Raw genomic sequence first — 16972 nt, forward strand, 5'->3', positions numbered from 1 at the left:
CCACTTGGATAACAAGTGGTTTAATTTTAAAAGTCAGCTATTTGTTAGCTGACTTTTTTATTTCTGTAATTTTGTTTAATCGCTCGTTTTCTATTGCTGCTTTTATTTCTTTCCCTTTTAAACCTTGCTCAACAAATACTTTTGCCGTTATGGTATTTGCAGCTTTAAGACATTGGTGTAAATAATCAGCTTGTGGGTATTCTTTATCTTCGAATCCTGTTCTACCGCGCATATCAGCGGTGCAAGCTAAAATAAAGTCGTTAAATTCCTCAGGTCTCCTCCATACGTCTAAGGCATTAAATAGTCTTAAGATAGTACTAGGCTTTAACTCAAAGGCTTTATGGCAATGTAGGTGGTATTCGCACACCTTGAGGGCTAATGTTTGGTATGAATTAGGTACTCTTAAGCGGTTACAAACGTTTTTTACTAAAGGTAAGCCCGATTTTTCATGTCCTCTATGGCTTGGCCATTCAGGTTCAGGAGTATTACCCTTACCTAGATCATGGCACAGTGCAGCAAAGCGTACTTCAGGTTTTTTTGATAGCTTTACTGCTTGTTGTAAAACCATCATGGTATGAAGTCCTGAGCATATTTCAGGGTGCCATAGTGCTGGATTAGGAATTCCCCAAAGCGTATCAATTTCAGGGAGTAGTGCTTTTAATGCGCCACACGCTTTAAGTGTTTCAAAGAATACTTCAGGATTGTCTTCAAGTAGGCTTTTATTGAGTTCAGTAAATATTCGTTCGCTACTCAAAGATTGTAGCTCGTTGCTTTGAGATATTTGTGTCATCAAGGCCATGGTTTCTTCGGCAATAGTAAAGCCGTATGTGTGATACCGCGCAGCAAAACGTGCCACTCTTAATACCCTTAATGGATCTTCAATAAATGCGTCGGACACATGTCTAAATATTCTATTTTTAAGATCTGTTTGACCGTTATAGGGATCTATTATTTCGCCGTTTGGCTTTAATGCCATGGCGTTAATGGTTAAGTCTCGTCGGAGTAAGTCTTCTTCAATGGTAACAAATTCGGAAGCATCGCAGGTAAACCCTGTATAGCCAGCATCTACCTTTTTTTCGGTACGTGCTAACGCATATTCTTCTTTGGTTTGAGGATGCAAAAATACAGGAAAATCTTTACCCACTTGAGAAAAGCCTAGTGAAAGCATTTGCTCAACGCTCGAGCCTACTACAACGTAATCGTGATCGTAGCTTTTTCTGTTAAGTAGTTTATCTCTAACTGCACCGCCGACTAAGTAGCTGGTGATTTGTGATACTGGGTTTTCCATTGATACATCCGATTAAATTATTACAACTTAAGTTTACCATAAATGATAATAGTGTTTTGACATCTGCTAAGCTAAAGGTTAGTTTCATGGTGTTATTTTTTATGATGTTGTTGATATGTATACCGCTTATTTCGGCTTAAAAGAAAAACCCTTTTCAATTGCACCTGATCCTCAATATTTATTTATGAGTGATCGTCATCGTGAAGCACTCGCGCATTTAACCTACGGTTTAGGTGATGCTGGCGGCTTTGTACTGTTAACAGGTGAGGTAGGAACCGGAAAAACAACCGTGAGTCGTTGTTTAATGGAGCGCTTGCCTGAAAATACTCAAGCGGCTTTTATACTTAACCCTACGCTTTCAAGTCACGAATTATTGGCCACTATTTGTGACGAATTAAAAATTCGTTATCGTAAAACAGGCGCAACATTAAAAACCTTAACGGATAAAATTCAAGAAAAATTACTAAAAAATCATAAAGAAAATACCAATACACTATTAATCATTGACGAAGCTCAACACTTGCAACCTGAAGTACTTGAGCAACTACGCTTATTAACTAACTTAGAAACAAATACTAAAAAGTTATTACAGGTTATTCTTATAGGGCAGCCTGAATTACAAACTCTATTAAAAAGAAGAGATCTTCGTCAATTAGCTCAGCGCATAACGGCAAGGTATCACTTACTCCCTCTTAATAAACAAGAAGTCGCACAGTATATAAAGCATCGCTTATCTATTGCTGAGGGCATTAGAGCACTGTTTTCAGTGTCGGCTATGAATACTATTCATAAGATTTGCGGCGGTATTCCTCGTTTAATTAATTTAGTGTGCGAACGCTCTCTCATTAATGCTTATAGCAGTAATACTGCGGTAGTTAATAAACGCATTGTGTTGTTGTCTGCTCATGAAGCGCTTGGTGATGATTATGAGGTTACTCCTTGGTGGAAAAAACCTGCAACTAAAATAGCGCTAGTCGTTTTATTGATAGGTATTATTTCTGCTGGAGCCTATTTTTTTGGTAGCTATCAAACTCAGAATAATACCTTAAAACCATTAGCCATCATTGATGCCTCTGAAAAAAACCTCAATGATATTAAACCATCAAAGCAAACTGAGATCACTTCAGAGGAAATTCAAAACGATGAAATCACTAACTCAATAGTAGATAAAAAAACGAATGAAGTATTGCCGGTAGATGCTAGTGCACAGCAAAAGCAGGAAGAAGTTGAATCACCTATTACCGAAAAAGAAAGTACGCCAGCACCTAAAGAGATTGTCCAACAAGCGCCTGCTAAGGCTAAGCAAGTTAAACAAGAAGTTCAGGCTAAAGATATAGAATTTACTCAGGTTGAAGGTGTATCAGACGAATTATTAAGCCAGTTTAAAAAAGCGTTAAATAATGAAGACGATACGAATGACACTATTGAAAATATTAATAACGAGGATGCAAGAAACCAAGAAATAGACCCTATCGAAAAAATGCCGTTATGGGTACAAAATGGTATTCCGCAATTACAGTTTGAACAACATATTTATGCAAGTGATGGTCAAGGTTGGGTAAAGGTAAATGGTAGAGATCGTTATGAAGGTGATACGATTGCTAGAGAGTTAATTTTAGTCGAAATCCTCCCTCAAAAAGTGGTATTAAATTTTCGAGGGGAGAAATTTACAATGCCTGCTTTATCGTCTTGGTAGTTTTTGCTAACTGCTTTTAGGGAGCATACTGTCTGGCATTAATACCGCGATAACTTCTCCTCTAGCGCATTCAACATTGTCAGCCAACAAGCTGATATTTACTATTATTTTTCGCGCTTTAATTTCGGTAAAAGTACCTATTAAGGTTAACTCTTTATTCTGTGGTGTTGGTGCTAAATAACTTACATTTAAAGCACCTGTTACAAAACGTAGAGCAGGGGAGCTATCCATAGGTCTCTTTTCGTTATGATAGGCCATTGCTGCAGCACTTCCTGTACCGTGGCAATCTATTAGCGATGCAATTAATCCACCATATACAAAACCTGGAATTGCCGTGTATTTAACGTCAGGTGTAAAATGAGCAATGGTTTTAAGGCACTTCCCATCTAGGTGATTTGTGTCTTCAAACCAGTAGCTTTTTAGTTGATGTCCTTCGGGATTATTTTTCCCACAGCCATAACAATGGCTGATTTCATCTGGATAAAAATCTTGGAAAGCTAATGTAGTCATCGTATTTCCTAAATTTAATTTATGGGACGTAGGTCGTCTATTACTTTGCCGTCGTTAGCTAAACTACCTATAGGTACTAGCTCTACGGTTCCGCTGAGTTTTGTCACTTGCCTCAACATGCTAGCAATATCGGTAGAAGTTAGTTCTATTTCTATATTGGTGAATCCGTTTAAATCCATTTCGCACTGCAAGTGCATTTTGTCGTTATGATTTTCTTTGCTAATTGATAGACGAACTTTTGCAATGTTGTCGTATTTTAAGCGAACTTTTTCTATTTGTTCTGGGTGAACAAACATACCTTTTACTTTGGTTGTTTGATCAGCTCGACCTAACCAACCTTTTATACGCATATTAGTGCGACCACAGGCGCTAGGTCCTGATTTTACTGCTGATAAATCACCCGTTGCAAAACGTATTAATGGGTAATCTAAATTAAAGCTTGTTACTACAACTTCGCCTACTTCACCATCACTTACAGGTTCTAATGAGCCGGGGCGAACAATTTCAACAATAATATCGTCATTAATAATAAAGCCGTCACCCGCTATACTTTCGTAACCTATTAATCCTATGTCTGCTGTCGCATAGGCTTGCAGCACTTTTATACCCGCTTTATTAAAGTCAGTTCTTAGTGTTTCAGGTAAAGCTTCGCCCGTAACAAGTGCTTTAGTTATACTTGAAGTATCACGCTTATCTTCTTTACCTTTATCTAATAATATTTTTAGAAAAGAGGGCGTGCCGCAGTATCCTTGAGGTTTTAAGTGTTCAATGAGATCAAGTTGTTGCTCTGTTTGTCCCGGTCCAGCGGGGATTACGGTACAGCCACATGCTCTAGCACCAGAATCTAGAATAAAGCCACCAGGAGTGAGGTGATAGGATAAACAATTCTGAACTATGTCGCCTTTTCTAAAGCCAGCAGCATAAAAAGCTTGACCTACTCGCCACCAATCTTCGCTGGTATTCTCAGGATCATATATAGGTCCTGGCGATTGAAAAATTCTATTTATGTTAGCCTTTTGGGTATTAAGTCCGCCAAGTGGGAAATTGTTGTTTTGTAGAGTCATTAAGTCTGACTTACGTGTAATGGGTAATTGTGCTAATAACGCTCTAGACGTTATTTTATCAGCGTCTATATGCTTTAATGATTGTTGGTAATAATCGCATTCTTGCGTTGCATAGCTAATGAATGATGCTAATCGAGCAACTAATGATTGCTCTCTTTGCTCACTGTTTTGGCATTCTTTTTCATGAAAGTAACTGTTCATAACAACTCTTTTATTTTATTTGTTATTTGTAAAAAATGGTTTGTTGTCATAGATAAATAAGGGAGGTTAATACATTAGAAATATGACGCTAAACCACAGTGATATGTTATAGCCAACGTTTACGACGTTTGTACGACTTCAGGTCTTTAAAGCTCTTACGTTCTTCATTACCGCCGCCGAGATAAAATTCTTTAACGTCTTCATTATTCATGAGCTGTTCTTGCGTTCCATCTAATACAACTTTGCCTGATTCCATAATATAACCATAGTTTGCAGCTCTTAATGCGTAGTTCGCATTTTGTTCTACAAGCAACATAGTAATACCTTGGTCTTGATTAATTTTTTTAATAATGGCAAAAACTTCTTTCACTAATAGTGGCGATAAACCCATTGATGGTTCGTCTAAGCAAATCATTTTAGGTCTAGCCATGAGTGCTCTACCTATAGCTAGCATTTGTTGTTCGCCACCAGATAAATAACCCGCTAAACCTGTTCGCTCTTTTAAACGAGGGAAATAATGAAACACCATTTCAATATCTTGAGCTATTTGCCTATCTTTACGTGTATATGCTCCCAATTTGAGGTTTTCGATAGACGTCATATCTTCAATAATTCTACGCCCTTCCATCACTTGGAAAAGCCCACTTCTTACCACATCTTCAGCATTCTTTTTATCAATTCGTTCACCCATAAAAGTAATGTCGCCGCGGGTAACTTCACCATATTCTGTTTTAAGTAAGCCTGATATTGCCTTTAATGTGGTTGATTTACCTGCACCGTTGGGGCCAAGTAAAGTTACTACTTCACCCTCAGGAACATCGAGAGATACGCCTCGAAGTACTTGAATAACTTCGTCATAAACGACTTCTATATTATTAACACTTAATAAAGGTGAAGCGGTTTCAATTTTTACTGCTGCTTGTGACATAAATACTCCGTTGAACTTATTTATTCTTTGCTGTGTATTTTTACTTGGGTTCTTTTATCTACAGATCCCATAATTAGGCTGGGGGATAAGTATGTGATCTGTAGTAAAAGAAACTTTTAGTCGTTAAGTAAGGTGTTTATTAATAACCTAACCAGTCATCACGACGCTTTAGAGTGACCTGAGAAACTTTTTCTATTTGAACATTACCGTTGTTGTAGTTACCTTTATAAACGTTAACTTGGTTTACACCACGGTGATCATCCATTGCAAAGTTTGCTTGCAAACAAACACCCTCTAAGCCTTTAGGTACCCAGTTTTTATGGGCGTACATACCTTTCTTAACGTTTTCGCCGGTAATGCCACCATTGTCTTTGGCCCACTCCATTGCTTCTTTCATTAAATAAGTAGAGCAAACACCACGTATATAGTGGTGAACACGCTCTTCTGATCCTGATGGATCTGACATTTTTGATATTTCACGTACTAACTTCATACCGGGTGCATCATCATTCCAAAAAGGTGTCATAGTTGGGAATATATAATCTTTTATACCTTCGCCTGCCGCTTCAAACACTTTCTTATCTCCCCCCCAAATGTTAGACATTAGTTGGATATTTGTGCCTACGGTATTACAAGACTTAACAAGAGAAAGTACTGAGCCCCCTAAGTTACCAATGTAACCATAATTAGACCCTGAGCTTTTTAAACTTAAACATTGTGCTTTAAAATCACCTGGTTTCATTGAAATAACAACAGGAGGTAATACTTTAAAACCAAGTTCTTCAGCATATTCGGCACATGCAGCTTTTGGTGCATTTGGGAATGGGTGGTTTGCGCCTATATGAGTAAATTTAGGTTGGCGTTTTCTCCCCTTATCTTTCCAATCTTTGTAAGCCCATTGAACTAAGCCACGACACGCATCTGAATAAGATGCACCGTAGAAAAAATTATATGGAGCAGGTTTTTTCGTATGAGGATTTTTACCTGTAGGATCTGTTAAATGTCCGGAGTAAGACGCTGAAAAAACAGGTGTTTTATCACGTGCTACGAAAGATATTAATGCTTCAGTATCAGCCGTGCCCCAGCCTTGCATTGCTACCATATTTTTACGTGATGTCCACTTTTTATAAGAGGCTATGGCTTGTGGCACTTTGTAAGCGTAATCAACTGTTTCAAATTCAAGCGTAGTTCCCTTAATGCCGCCGTTAGCGTTTATATAGGCTAATGAATCTCTAACCCCATTAGCATAGGGTTTACCAACGAACGCTGTTGGCCCAGACATATCAGCTAGGTGACCAACAAACACTGAATCTTCTGCTTTTACTTGGCTAGTTATACTTATTACGATACTAGTTGCTATAGAGCTTATAATGAGTTTTTTATTTATGTGTGTCTTCATTTGACTTTCCTCGAGTAATTGCTTTTTTTATGGTGTACAAAAAATGTACTTTTATTGCTATTTTCAAGTGTTACCGATATATCTAAATCCCCGCGATATAACGGCGCGTATTCACCATTTATTTATTAATAAGCAAATGGATAGAATTTCCAGTAGTTTTTAATTTGTGTCCAACGATGTGCTAAACCTTCAGGTTCAAAAATAAGAAAGGCGATAATTGCTAGTCCGATTGCCATTTCTTTGATGTAGGATAGACCGTCAACAACCATAGGGATGTTGCCCCAGTCTGTCATTTTCATTAGGCCGACAATGCTGGCGAGTACCTCGGGTAATAACACCATGAATATGACGCCCATTAATGTTCCTTTTATTGAGCCTAACCCTCCAATAATGATCATCGCTAAGAATTGAATAGACATAAAAATGGTAAAGCCTTCTGCAGACACATAACCTAAGTAATGAGCGTACAACGCCCCCCCAATACCGGCATAAAAAGATGAAATACCAAACGAAAGTAATCGATATTTATTAAGGTTCACCCCCATGATTTCAGCGGATAAGTAATGGTCTCTAACTGCAATAAATGCACGACCATCTCTGCTGCGCATTAGATTACATCCCCAAATAAACATGAAAACTAAAGAAAATAAGGCAACGTAATAAAAGCTTTTGTCAGTATTAAAAACGAAACCAAATAAGTTTAAAGATTCAGCCATAGAACCGGCGGAACCACCTGAGAACCACTCTGCACGAGCGAAAAAGTCTTGGATGATAAATTGAGCGGCCAATGTTGCTATGGCTAGATATAAGCCTTTAATACGAGCTGCAGGCATACCAAATATCATGCCGACACCCATAGTAAAAAAACCGGCTAATGGAATAGATAAAAATACCGGAATTTCAAAGCTGATATTTAACCAAGCAGAGGCAAACGCTCCAAAACCAAAGAAAGCACCATGACCTAAGGATATTTGCCCAGTAAAACCAACAAGAATATTTAACCCTAACGCAGCAATACCTAAATATGATATTTGAATAAGTAAAGTAATAAAGTAGCCATCAACCACTAAAGGGGCAAAACATAAAGCAATAATGGATATGATGGTTATCCAGCGAATTGTGCTGGTTTCAAAAATAGTATTATCTTGTTTATAGCTCGTACGGAAATCACCGCACGGACGCATACTTAAACTAGACATAATGAACTCCTAAATAATAATTTTTATAATTTTTTAACGTAAATGCAGATTTAGAAAATACACCCTATTGGAACGAGGTTATTTTGCTTTATATGCGCTCAATATCTTTGGTTCCGAATAATCCGTATGGTTTGAACCATAAAATAATTAATAAAACGTAAAAGGGAGCAATGTCGTACATATTGCCAACATGTAGGTATTGGCTATCGAAGAACTCAGCGACATTTTCTAAAACACCGATTATGATACCGCCAACAATAGCGCCAACTATTGAATCTAAGCCACCTAGAATAACTGCAGGAAAGACCTTAATTCCCATAATGGATAACGAATCAGATACGCCGTTTACCATACCTATAACTACACCAGCAGTTCCTGATACCGTAGCAGCGATTCCCCAACTCATTGCAAATACATGTTTTACCGATATACCTAAACTTTGTGCTACTTGTTGGTCAAATGCAGTTCCTCGCATTGCTAAACCATGCTTAGAATGTTTAAAGAATAAATAGAAGGCGACCATGATAAACAGAGCGATAACCGTACTCATTAAATAAGCCATTTCGATATTAAGGCCTAATATGCTTATACTTTGGTTATCAAAAACTTGCGGGTAACTTTGTGGCGATACACCAAATATCCATTTCATTAATGCTTGGAAGAATATTGATAAACCAATGGTTACCATGATCACTGAGATAATCGGTTCACCAATCATTGGTCGTAGTACTATCATTTGAAGTAATACGCCAAAGGCCGCCATAAACAGAAGTGACAGTAAAAATCCGACAAAGAACGGTAGTTCCAAATAGACTAATGCCGCCCAGCAAACCCAAGCACCTACAAGTAAAAATTCGCCTTGTGCAAAATTAACAATTTGCGTGGATTTATATACCAGTACAAAACACATACCAATAACCCCATATAACAGGCCAACAATAAGACCGTTAACGATAAGTTGAGTTAAAAGTTCAAAATTCATGATGTTTACCTCTTACCTTGATTGTTGTTAATAACGGTCTTAACGTTAAGCTGAGTTTTAATACGTGATTTACTACCGTCTTGGAAAGTGATCACCGTATCGATATCAACTACATCTTTGTTATCGTAAATGGATTGAATAATGTCTCCGTATTTATCGGCGATAACATTTCTACGAACTTTACGTGTACGAGTTAACTCACCGTCATCAGCATCAAGCTCTTTATAAAGCAGAATAAATTTATTGATTTTTTGAGCATCAGGTAAAGTCTCATTTACCTTGGCAATCTCTTCGCTCACTTTTTGATAAACTTCAGGTAAAGTTGATAGGTTGGTGTAATTCGTAAAGGAGTAACCTTTTTGTTCTGCCCACTTCGCGACAATAGAGAAGCGAATGCAAATCATGGCACTTAAGTAAGGCTTATCTTTACCGAGGATGACGGCTTCACCAATGAAAGATGAGAATTTAAGTTTGTTTTCAATATACTGCGGAGAGTATTGAATTCCGGCGCTTGTTTTCGCTAAATCTTTTATACGGTCAATAATAACGAGGTGCCCTGAAGGTTTAAAGTAGCCAGCATCACCGGTATGCATCCAGCCATCTTTTACATCTTCATTGTAAGCTTCTTGGTTATCTAAGTAGCCAGTAAACATACCAACTGTTTTTGCTAGTACCTCACCAACCCCTTCTTTATCCGTGTTAATGACTTTTACTTCAGCGCAATCAAAGGCATAACCTACACTGTCATAATCAACATCATCAGCATTATGTACCGTGTAAGCTCCACATAATTCTGTTTGACCATATAATTGACGAAGAGGAACACCTATAGTTTGAAAGAACTTAAATGTATCAGGACCTAATGCAGCCCCACCTGTAGCTGCTGACTTTAAGAATGAAAAGCCCAACCTGTCTTTTAAAGCGCTCATTAGTAAGGTATCAGCTAACCAAGAGCGTTGACCTTCTTCTTGAGCTTTTTCAGCGAGCTTCATTGCATAGTTATAAAGCTTTTGTTTAAGTGGGGTTGAATCCATCATTCTTGCTTGAACGTCAGCTAATATTCCTTCCCAAACTCGTGGTGCTAATAAAACAAAACTGGGACCTATTTCACGAAGGTCAGCCATTAAGGTTTCTTGTTCTTCAACAAAGTTAACAATTTGTCTTGCAATTAACGCTTGGCCTACTGCATAAACTTGTTCCATGATCCAAGGTAAAGGGAGAACTGAAACGTAGTTGTCGCCGGCTTCTCTAGGGTCTGCACGTAAATAAGAAGCACAGTGTTTAACAAAATTACCACCACCTAATAAAGCTATTTTAGGTTTAGATGTAGTGCCTGAAGTTGTACAGTAAATCGCGGTATCTTCAGCTTTAGTTGATTCAACTAAAGCGTTGTATTTATCTGGAGAAGCTTTATCAATGGCTTGACCTTGTTTATATATATCTTCAATACTGATCAAGCGTTTATCTGAATATTTACGCATACCACGAGGGTCACAATAAATAATCACTTTTACGGCATCTATTTGTTCGCCTAGCTCTAATAGTTTGTCGCATTGCTCTTCGTTTTCTGCAATAACAACCGATGCATTACTTTTATTAAGTAAGTAAACCACTTCTTCATGTAATGAATCTTGATATATACCTAATGAATAACACCTTATGGCATGAGCTGAAATTTCGCCCCAAACCCATTCTGGACGGTTATCACCTAATAGACCGATGGCGTCACCAGGGGTTACTCCTAAATTAAGTAAAGCTAAAGACAACCACTTAACGCGGTTTTGATAATCTAGCCAGGTAAACTCATGCCAAATACCAAATTCTTTTTCACGCATGGCGATATCGTTAGGCCAGTTTTTAGCGTTGTGGTTTAAAATTTTTGGAAAAGTATCTAACTCTCCCATTTCAAAGTTGTGTGTTTGAAGTGACATTAGCTAGCCTCCTGTGCATCAATTTCGTCGTCTTCAATGCCTAAGTAGGCACGTTTAACGTGAGGATCTGCCATTACTTCATCAGGTAAACCAGTAATAAGTTTTTTACCGAAATCAAGTACCATGACTTTATGAGAAATATCCATGACTACGCTCATATCGTGTTCAATCATAATAACGGTAATACCGTATGCTTCGTTTAGGTCAAGAATGTAGCGAGCCATGTCTTCTTTTTCTTCTAAGTTCATGCCAGCCATTGGTTCGTCAAGTAAGATCAAATCAGGTTTTAATGCGATTGCTCTTGCAAGCTCTACGCGTTTACGTAAGCCATAAGATAAGGTACCTGCAATAGATTTACGGATAGGGGATATTTCTAAAAAATCGATCACATCTTCAACATGACGGCGATGTTCTAATTCTTCTTTTTGTGCATTAGATGCCCAATAAATAGGGCCGGTAAGCCAATTGTTTTTTAATAAATGATGACGTCCCACCATAATGTTATCTAATACGGTCATGTGGCCAAAAAGCGCTAAGTTTTGAAACGTTCGGCCCATACCTAAATCAGCTCTATCATTAGGACGAAGGTTAGTGACATTTTTTTGATTAAAATAAATATCGCCTGAATTAGGCTGATAGCGGCCAGATATACAATTAAGCATGGATGTTTTTCCCGCGCCATTGGGGCCTATAATTGAAAATATAGAGCCTTTTTCAACTTCAAAGCTAACATCGGTAAGCGCTTTAACACCACCAAAGGCTAATGAAATTTTCTCTACTTTGAGTATTGACTCAGCCATACTCATACTCCTAAATTAAAATAATATTTAAAAAAACATTAACGAGTTAAAAAGCATTAGTGTGTATAAATAATGAAAATTAAGTATGGATAATGCGTTAAAAAAGAGGGGGAATACTCCCCCTCAAACAACGTAACAATTACGAGAGGCGTTACGTTAAAGGGGTTTAACTGAGTTAAAGCGTGTATCTAAAAGATAATTGTGCATAGTTGGAGTCAACATTTGCATCATCCATTTTAAACTGGCCAATTTCACCACCAATTGCTAACTCTTTAGTTAAGTTTTTAAACAAGTTGACACTCCACTGGCTTCTATCGCGATCAGTAACATCTGATTCTGCTCTGCCGTAAAGTACTGTTGTTCTTAAAGATTCATTCCAAAAATGACGATAAGCAACAAGATAAGAGGTTGTATCTTCTACTTCTTCTCCAATTAAATCAGGTGCGAATGCAACACCTACATAACGACCTAATTCACCTTTATGAAATTGGAAACGCAGATCATCTTGACCACCGGTTTTAATACGACCAGCAACTGAAGCACCAATAGCTGTTTCTTTTTCGCCAGTAGTTGTATTCAACTGGCGAGCTAATGCTGAAAAAGAAACACTACCCCAGTCGCCTTTAAGGTTGTAGCGACCAACAAAGTCAGGTAGTGCATCTTCAGCTGTATCTCCACCCCATGATTCAGGGTTTTCGATAGAGAATTGGAAGTTACCTATTGTGTAGCGAATTTGAGCTTGACGAATAAACACTAAACCTACCGTTGCACCTGCAAAATCAGCTGTTTCAGCGATAGCGCTAGTATTCATGAATGTTGACCAAGTTTGACCAGCTAAAATGTTTTTATAGGTAATAAAAGCATGACGAAGTCTTGGGTGATGTGAGTTAGAAACAATCTCATTTTCGCCGCCGCCTAAAAAGTCCATTTCAATATAACCCATGACATCGCCATGGTTATATTTCATGTTAAAACGGGTTTCTGAAGCATTTAGATTAAATTGAGACTTACTTTCCGCTAAAGGAGTGCCAGAGCCGGTAAAAAAATCGTTGTATGCAACATCACCGCTGACGTAACGAGCATCTACTTTGATGTAGCCGCCAAAAGTAATTTTGTCTTCATCTGATATTTTTATTTCGTAACTTGCATTTGCAGCGCTAGCAACAAGTAAAGATGAAGCAAGTAGTAATTTTTTAGAGTTTAGTTTGATCATTTCATGTTTCCCTTATTTTTTTATATAAGTGTTTTTGCTTTGTTCGAAATTTATAATAGGTAAGTTGAAATAATGCACAATTGACAATAAGGATTAGCGCTAAAGGCTTAAAACTAAAGGAGTAGTAAAAAAGAACTAGTACTAAAGTACTAATTTTTATGAGGTTAACTGTTTCGCTTTTTATCTTTGAATTATGTTAAGTTGCTTTTAAGTAACTTGAAAAAGAGCGCAGTATGTTTGCAAATTGGTTATTAATAAGTGTCAGTATTAGCTATATAGGTTTACTGTTTTTAATTGCTTACTTAGGTGGTAAGTACCGTCATAAAATAGCAGGCAAACAACATGCTATTATTTATGCGCTCTCGCTAGGTGTTTACTGTACTTCTTGGGGGTTTTTAGGCACGGCAGCTCAAGCGGCAAATAGGAATTTTACGTATTTTTCTGTTTATTTAGCGCCTATATTATTGTTTGTTTTTGCTTGGCCTTTCATTCAACGTATTATTAAAACCTGTTTAGCACTAAAAATAACCTCTATAGCTGATTTACTGTCTTCTCGATTTGGTAAGTCGCAAAGTTTAGGTGTAATGATTACTTTAGTGGCCTTAATTGGTGTAGTGCCTTATATCGCGTTACAACTTAAAGCGATTGTTTATTCGTATCAAATACTTCAAGAAGATACAGATTTTTCTGTATGGCAAGTTGCTCTATTTGTGAGTCTTATATTAGCTTGGTTTACTGTTATTTTTGGTATTCGCACTATTGATGTAACAGAGCGTCATCCTGGTGTTATGGTCGCTATTGCTTTTGAATCTATTGTTAAATTAGTCGCTTTTTTAGGTATAGGCTTGTTTGTTTCTTTTGTTATATATGATTCCCCAATTGATATATGGGAGTTATCAATGGAGCAAATGTTTGTAGATTATCAATTTGAACCTAGTAACCTTCTGAATATGTTTGGTTTGATGATTATCGCCGTTTCTGCTTTTTTATGCATGCCAAGACAATTTCAAGTGATGTTTGTTGAAATTAAAGAACAAAAAAATAGTGCTTTTGCTCGTTGGTTATTACCTATTTACGTCATCATTTTTGCTGTATTTGCTGTTCCTATAGGCTTAGCAGGAAGCTTGAATTACGGCTCATCTTTACCCACCGACGCCTATGTTTTGTATTTACCTGCTTATAATGGGCAAATGTGGATGTCTTTATTTGCTTTTTTAGGTGCTGTTTCAGCAGCCAGTTCAATGGTCATTGTTTCTACAATTGCGCTAAGCACTATGCTAAGTAATGAAATCGTTTTTCCGATGATATTTAAGTTTTCACGAAAACAGAATTATGACTTTAATCAGTTCCAATCAAGGTTGTTGCTTATCCGTAAGGCGCTTGTTTTATTCGTGATTTTACTTAGCTACGGTATGTTACTTTTATCTCCTCCTGATACATTATCATCTCTAGGAGAAGTTGCTTTTGGTGCTATTGCTCAGATAGGACCCGCGTTATTTGCGGCATTTTTATGGCGAAAAACAACCTTATATGGTGTTTTGGCTGGTATAAGTAGTGGATTTAGTGTTTGGTGTGTTTTTAATTTATTACCTCAATTAGGGTTTTACTCTCACCCTTTAAGTGGTTCAGGTTTACCCGCGACTACTGTCATTACTTTGATAGGCTTATTTCTGAATATCACTATGTTATGGGTAGTGTCATTATTGACTCGACAAAGTATACGAGAGCAAATGCAAGCTAAGTTTTTTTACAAAGAACGAGTAAAAGAGCAGTGGAACTTACCAATAAAATCAAAAATAGATGTTACGGAATTAGAGCTATTAATCGCACGCTTTATTGGTCAAGAAAAAGCACGTATATGTTTTCAATTATTTAATCAAAAATATGGTCAACCTTCTATAAATGCTAAAAATAATAAGAAGTTCAATGAAGATCTTATTCTTCATGTTGAAGATACTTTAGCTCGAGTTATTGGTTCAGCATCTGCCAAATTAGTGACTTCATTTGCTACAGGTATAAGAAAAATTGACTTTGAAGAAGTCGCTAAACTTGTTGAAGATAATTCCACAGAGCAACTTGAGTTCAGTAGAACAGTATTACAAAGTGCGATTGAAAATGTGAGTGAGGGAATATCGGTTATTGATGGTGATTTAAATCTTGTTGCTTGGAATAAACAATATTTAGATATTTTTAATTACCCTGATAACTTTGTTTATATTGGCTGTCCCATTAGTCAATTGATACGTTTTAATTTAATGCAGCAAAAGCATTTTTCTAATGATTTAGACAAACAAGTAAAAAAGCGTATTAAATACATGAAAGTAGGAAGTCGACACAGTACCGAGCGTAAATTAAAAAATGGAAAAACCATCCACATTGAAGGTAATCCAATTCCCGGCGGGGGATTTGTGATGATTTTTTCAGATATAACAATATATAGACAAGCTGAAAAGGTGTTGAAAGAAGAGAATTATGATCTCGAATCGCGTGTTCGTTATAGAACAGCTGAACTGGAATTAGCAAATAAAAAATTAGAACAAGCCAGAGAAAAATCAGAACAAGCTAATATTCAAAAAAGCCAATACTTAAAAGCTTGTAGTCACGATTTATTACAGCCTTTATCGGCGGCACGGTTATTTTGTTCTTCGGTTTTATTAAGTTCAAAAGCCCATCGTGTTGATAGAGAACAAATAAAACAAATTGATAATTCTTTAGAAATAGCGAATAACCTTTTATTAGACCTCAACGAAATAGCCAGAATTGAAAGTGGTAATATATCTCCAACAATTGAAGTGTTATCGGTAAATAAATTGTTTTCAATGTTATCTTCTGAATTTAGCGGATTAACGGAGGAGTACAAAATACAATTTCGTTGTATAACTACTCAATATTATATTAAAAGTGACATAACCTTATTATCTCGAATTATTCAAAACTTTTTAAGTAATGCATTTAGGTATGCTAATAATGGCAAAGTTCTTCTTGGTTGTAGAAAGCAAGGAGACGAACTGTCTATTCAGGTTTTTGATAATGGCCCGGGTATTCCGATCGATAAACAGCAGCAAGTTTTTGAACAATTTATGCAGCTTAAAACAAGTAATGTTATTGGTCCTAAGGGCTTAGGGTTAGGGTTGAATATTGCGAGAAGTTTAGCTGAGATTTTAGGACATAAAATTAACTTAAAATCAGAGGTTGATAAAGGATGTTTATTTAGCGTTAATGTCCCCTTAGATGAATCTTCTGTTCTTGTTAAGCCGAAACAAAATTCATCTGCAAGTATGAATTTACAAGGTGTTGGTGTGTTATGTATTGATAACGAAAAAGATATTTTATTGGGAATGGAGCACTTGTTAGATGCATGGCAATGTAAAGTTTTTCTGGCGACTGATGCGCAACAAGCACGAGAAATCCTGTTAAAACATGAAGATGAAATAGATATGTTACTGGTTGATTATCAACTCGATGTTCCTACTGGTGGTCTTGAGGCTATTATCAGCCAAGAGGGGATTTGTAATTTATATGATGTGAATGGTATTGAGCTTATTCAACAGTTAAGGGAGATGAGTCAATATCCTTTACCTGCGATACTTATAACGGCAACCACGGATGAAAACTTAATTAATCGAGCTCAGCAAGTTGATATAGGTTACTTAAGAAAAATGATTAAACCTATAGCGTTACGTTCTTTAATGAGTTCTTTATTAGCTAAAAAACTTGAACAAAACTACGCTAACTGGTCTTCTAAAGAGTAATTCAGGCGT

General features: G+C 36.9%; 12 protein-coding genes. 2 read left to right on the forward strand and 10 right to left on the reverse strand.

The features are described 5' to 3' along the window. Positions 1–37: 37 nt before the first annotated feature. Positions 38–1267: a multifunctional CCA addition/repair protein gene (locus B0X80_RS07570; RefSeq protein ID WP_089024853.1), complete on the reverse strand. Its 1230-nt coding sequence runs from the start codon at positions 1265–1267 to the stop codon at positions 38–40. Positions 1268–1403: 136 nt separating this feature from the next. Here B0X80_RS07570 and B0X80_RS07575 point away from each other — a divergent pair, with 136 nt between their 5' ends. Continuing rightward, positions 1404–2984 carry an AAA family ATPase gene (locus B0X80_RS07575; RefSeq protein WP_077339235.1) on the forward strand — a complete coding sequence of 527 codons (1581 nt, stop codon included), beginning with the start codon at positions 1404–1406 and terminating at the stop codon, positions 2982–2984. Between the two features lie 6 nt (positions 2985–2990). Here B0X80_RS07575 and B0X80_RS07580 read toward each other — a convergent pair whose 3' ends face one another. From B0X80_RS07580 to B0X80_RS07620, 9 genes are all read right to left on the reverse strand, one after another. Continuing rightward, the gene (locus B0X80_RS07580) at positions 2991–3494 is read right to left on the reverse strand and encodes a PaaI family thioesterase (RefSeq protein ID WP_077339236.1); all 504 of its coding nucleotides are present in this window, start codon (positions 3492–3494) and stop codon (positions 2991–2993) included. 14 nt (positions 3495–3508) lie between these two features. Continuing rightward, positions 3509–4759, reverse strand: a complete 1251-nt coding sequence (locus B0X80_RS07585) for a phenylacetate--CoA ligase family protein (RefSeq protein ID WP_077339237.1) — start codon at positions 4757–4759, stop codon at positions 3509–3511. 106 nt (positions 4760–4865) lie between these two features. Beyond that, positions 4866–5687: an ABC transporter ATP-binding protein gene (locus B0X80_RS07590; RefSeq protein WP_077339238.1), complete on the reverse strand. Its 822-nt coding sequence runs from the start codon at positions 5685–5687 to the stop codon at positions 4866–4868. A gap of 139 nt (positions 5688–5826) precedes the next feature. Next, complete coding sequence (locus tag B0X80_RS07595; protein ID WP_077339239.1) at positions 5827–7086, reverse strand: ABC transporter substrate-binding protein; 1260 nt, start codon at positions 7084–7086, stop codon at positions 5827–5829. A gap of 125 nt (positions 7087–7211) precedes the next feature. Next, the gene (locus B0X80_RS07600; RefSeq protein ID WP_077339240.1) at positions 7212–8285 is read right to left on the reverse strand and encodes a branched-chain amino acid ABC transporter permease; all 1074 of its coding nucleotides are present in this window, start codon (positions 8283–8285) and stop codon (positions 7212–7214) included. Between the two features lie 88 nt (positions 8286–8373). After that, positions 8374–9267, reverse strand: a complete 894-nt coding sequence (locus B0X80_RS07605) for a branched-chain amino acid ABC transporter permease (RefSeq protein ID WP_077339241.1) — start codon at positions 9265–9267, stop codon at positions 8374–8376. Between the two features lie 5 nt (positions 9268–9272). Further along, positions 9273–11198 carry a long-chain fatty acid--CoA ligase gene (locus tag B0X80_RS07610; protein ID WP_077339242.1) on the reverse strand — a complete coding sequence of 642 codons (1926 nt, stop codon included), beginning with the start codon at positions 11196–11198 and terminating at the stop codon, positions 9273–9275. Beyond that, on the reverse strand, positions 11198–11998 hold the full coding sequence (locus tag B0X80_RS07615) for an ABC transporter ATP-binding protein (protein WP_077339243.1): 801 nt from the start codon (positions 11996–11998) through the stop codon (positions 11198–11200). Before B0X80_RS07615 ends, B0X80_RS07610 begins: the two co-directional genes overlap by 1 nt. A gap of 175 nt (positions 11999–12173) precedes the next feature. Further along, a complete protein-coding gene (locus B0X80_RS07620) occupies positions 12174–13211 on the reverse strand; it encodes a DcaP family trimeric outer membrane transporter (RefSeq protein ID WP_077339244.1) in 1038 nt (345 codons plus the stop codon). Between the two features lie 233 nt (positions 13212–13444). Between B0X80_RS07620 and B0X80_RS07625 the strand changes: the two genes are divergently transcribed. After that, on the forward strand, positions 13445–16963 hold the full coding sequence (locus B0X80_RS07625) for a hybrid sensor histidine kinase/response regulator (protein WP_077339245.1): 3519 nt from the start codon (positions 13445–13447) through the stop codon (positions 16961–16963). The last annotated feature ends 9 nt before the right edge of the window (positions 16964–16972 follow it).

This window comes from Pseudocolwellia agarivorans (assembly GCF_002000085.1).
Taxonomy (GTDB): Bacteria; Pseudomonadota; Gammaproteobacteria; order Enterobacterales; family Alteromonadaceae; genus Pseudocolwellia; species Pseudocolwellia agarivorans.

What these genes read in the sequence shown, in the direction of transcription:
- B0X80_RS07575 (WP_077339235.1), top strand. Translation starts at nt 1,404, where the DNA reads ATGTATACCGCTTATTTCGGCTTAAAAGAAAAACCCTTTTCAATTGCA.
- B0X80_RS07580 (WP_077339236.1), bottom strand. Translation starts at nt 3,494, where the DNA reads ATGACTACATTAGCTTTCCAAGATTTTTATCCAGATGAAATCAGCCAT.
- B0X80_RS07585 (WP_077339237.1), bottom strand. Translation starts at nt 4,759, where the DNA reads ATGAACAGTTACTTTCATGAAAAAGAATGCCAAAACAGTGAGCAAAGA.
- B0X80_RS07590 (WP_077339238.1), bottom strand. Translation starts at nt 5,687, where the DNA reads ATGTCACAAGCAGCAGTAAAAATTGAAACCGCTTCACCTTTATTAAGT.
- B0X80_RS07595 (WP_077339239.1), bottom strand. Translation starts at nt 7,086, where the DNA reads ATGAAGACACACATAAATAAAAAACTCATTATAAGCTCTATAGCAACT.
- B0X80_RS07600 (WP_077339240.1), bottom strand. Translation starts at nt 8,285, where the DNA reads ATGTCTAGTTTAAGTATGCGTCCGTGCGGTGATTTCCGTACGAGCTAT.
- B0X80_RS07605 (WP_077339241.1), bottom strand. Translation starts at nt 9,267, where the DNA reads ATGAATTTTGAACTTTTAACTCAACTTATCGTTAACGGTCTTATTGTT.
- B0X80_RS07610 (WP_077339242.1), bottom strand. Translation starts at nt 11,198, where the DNA reads ATGTCACTTCAAACACACAACTTTGAAATGGGAGAGTTAGATACTTTT.
- B0X80_RS07615 (WP_077339243.1), bottom strand. Translation starts at nt 11,998, where the DNA reads ATGGCTGAGTCAATACTCAAAGTAGAGAAAATTTCATTAGCCTTTGGT.
- B0X80_RS07620 (WP_077339244.1), bottom strand. Translation starts at nt 13,211, where the DNA reads ATGATCAAACTAAACTCTAAAAAATTACTACTTGCTTCATCTTTACTT.
- B0X80_RS07625 (WP_077339245.1), top strand. Translation starts at nt 13,445, where the DNA reads ATGTTTGCAAATTGGTTATTAATAAGTGTCAGTATTAGCTATATAGGT.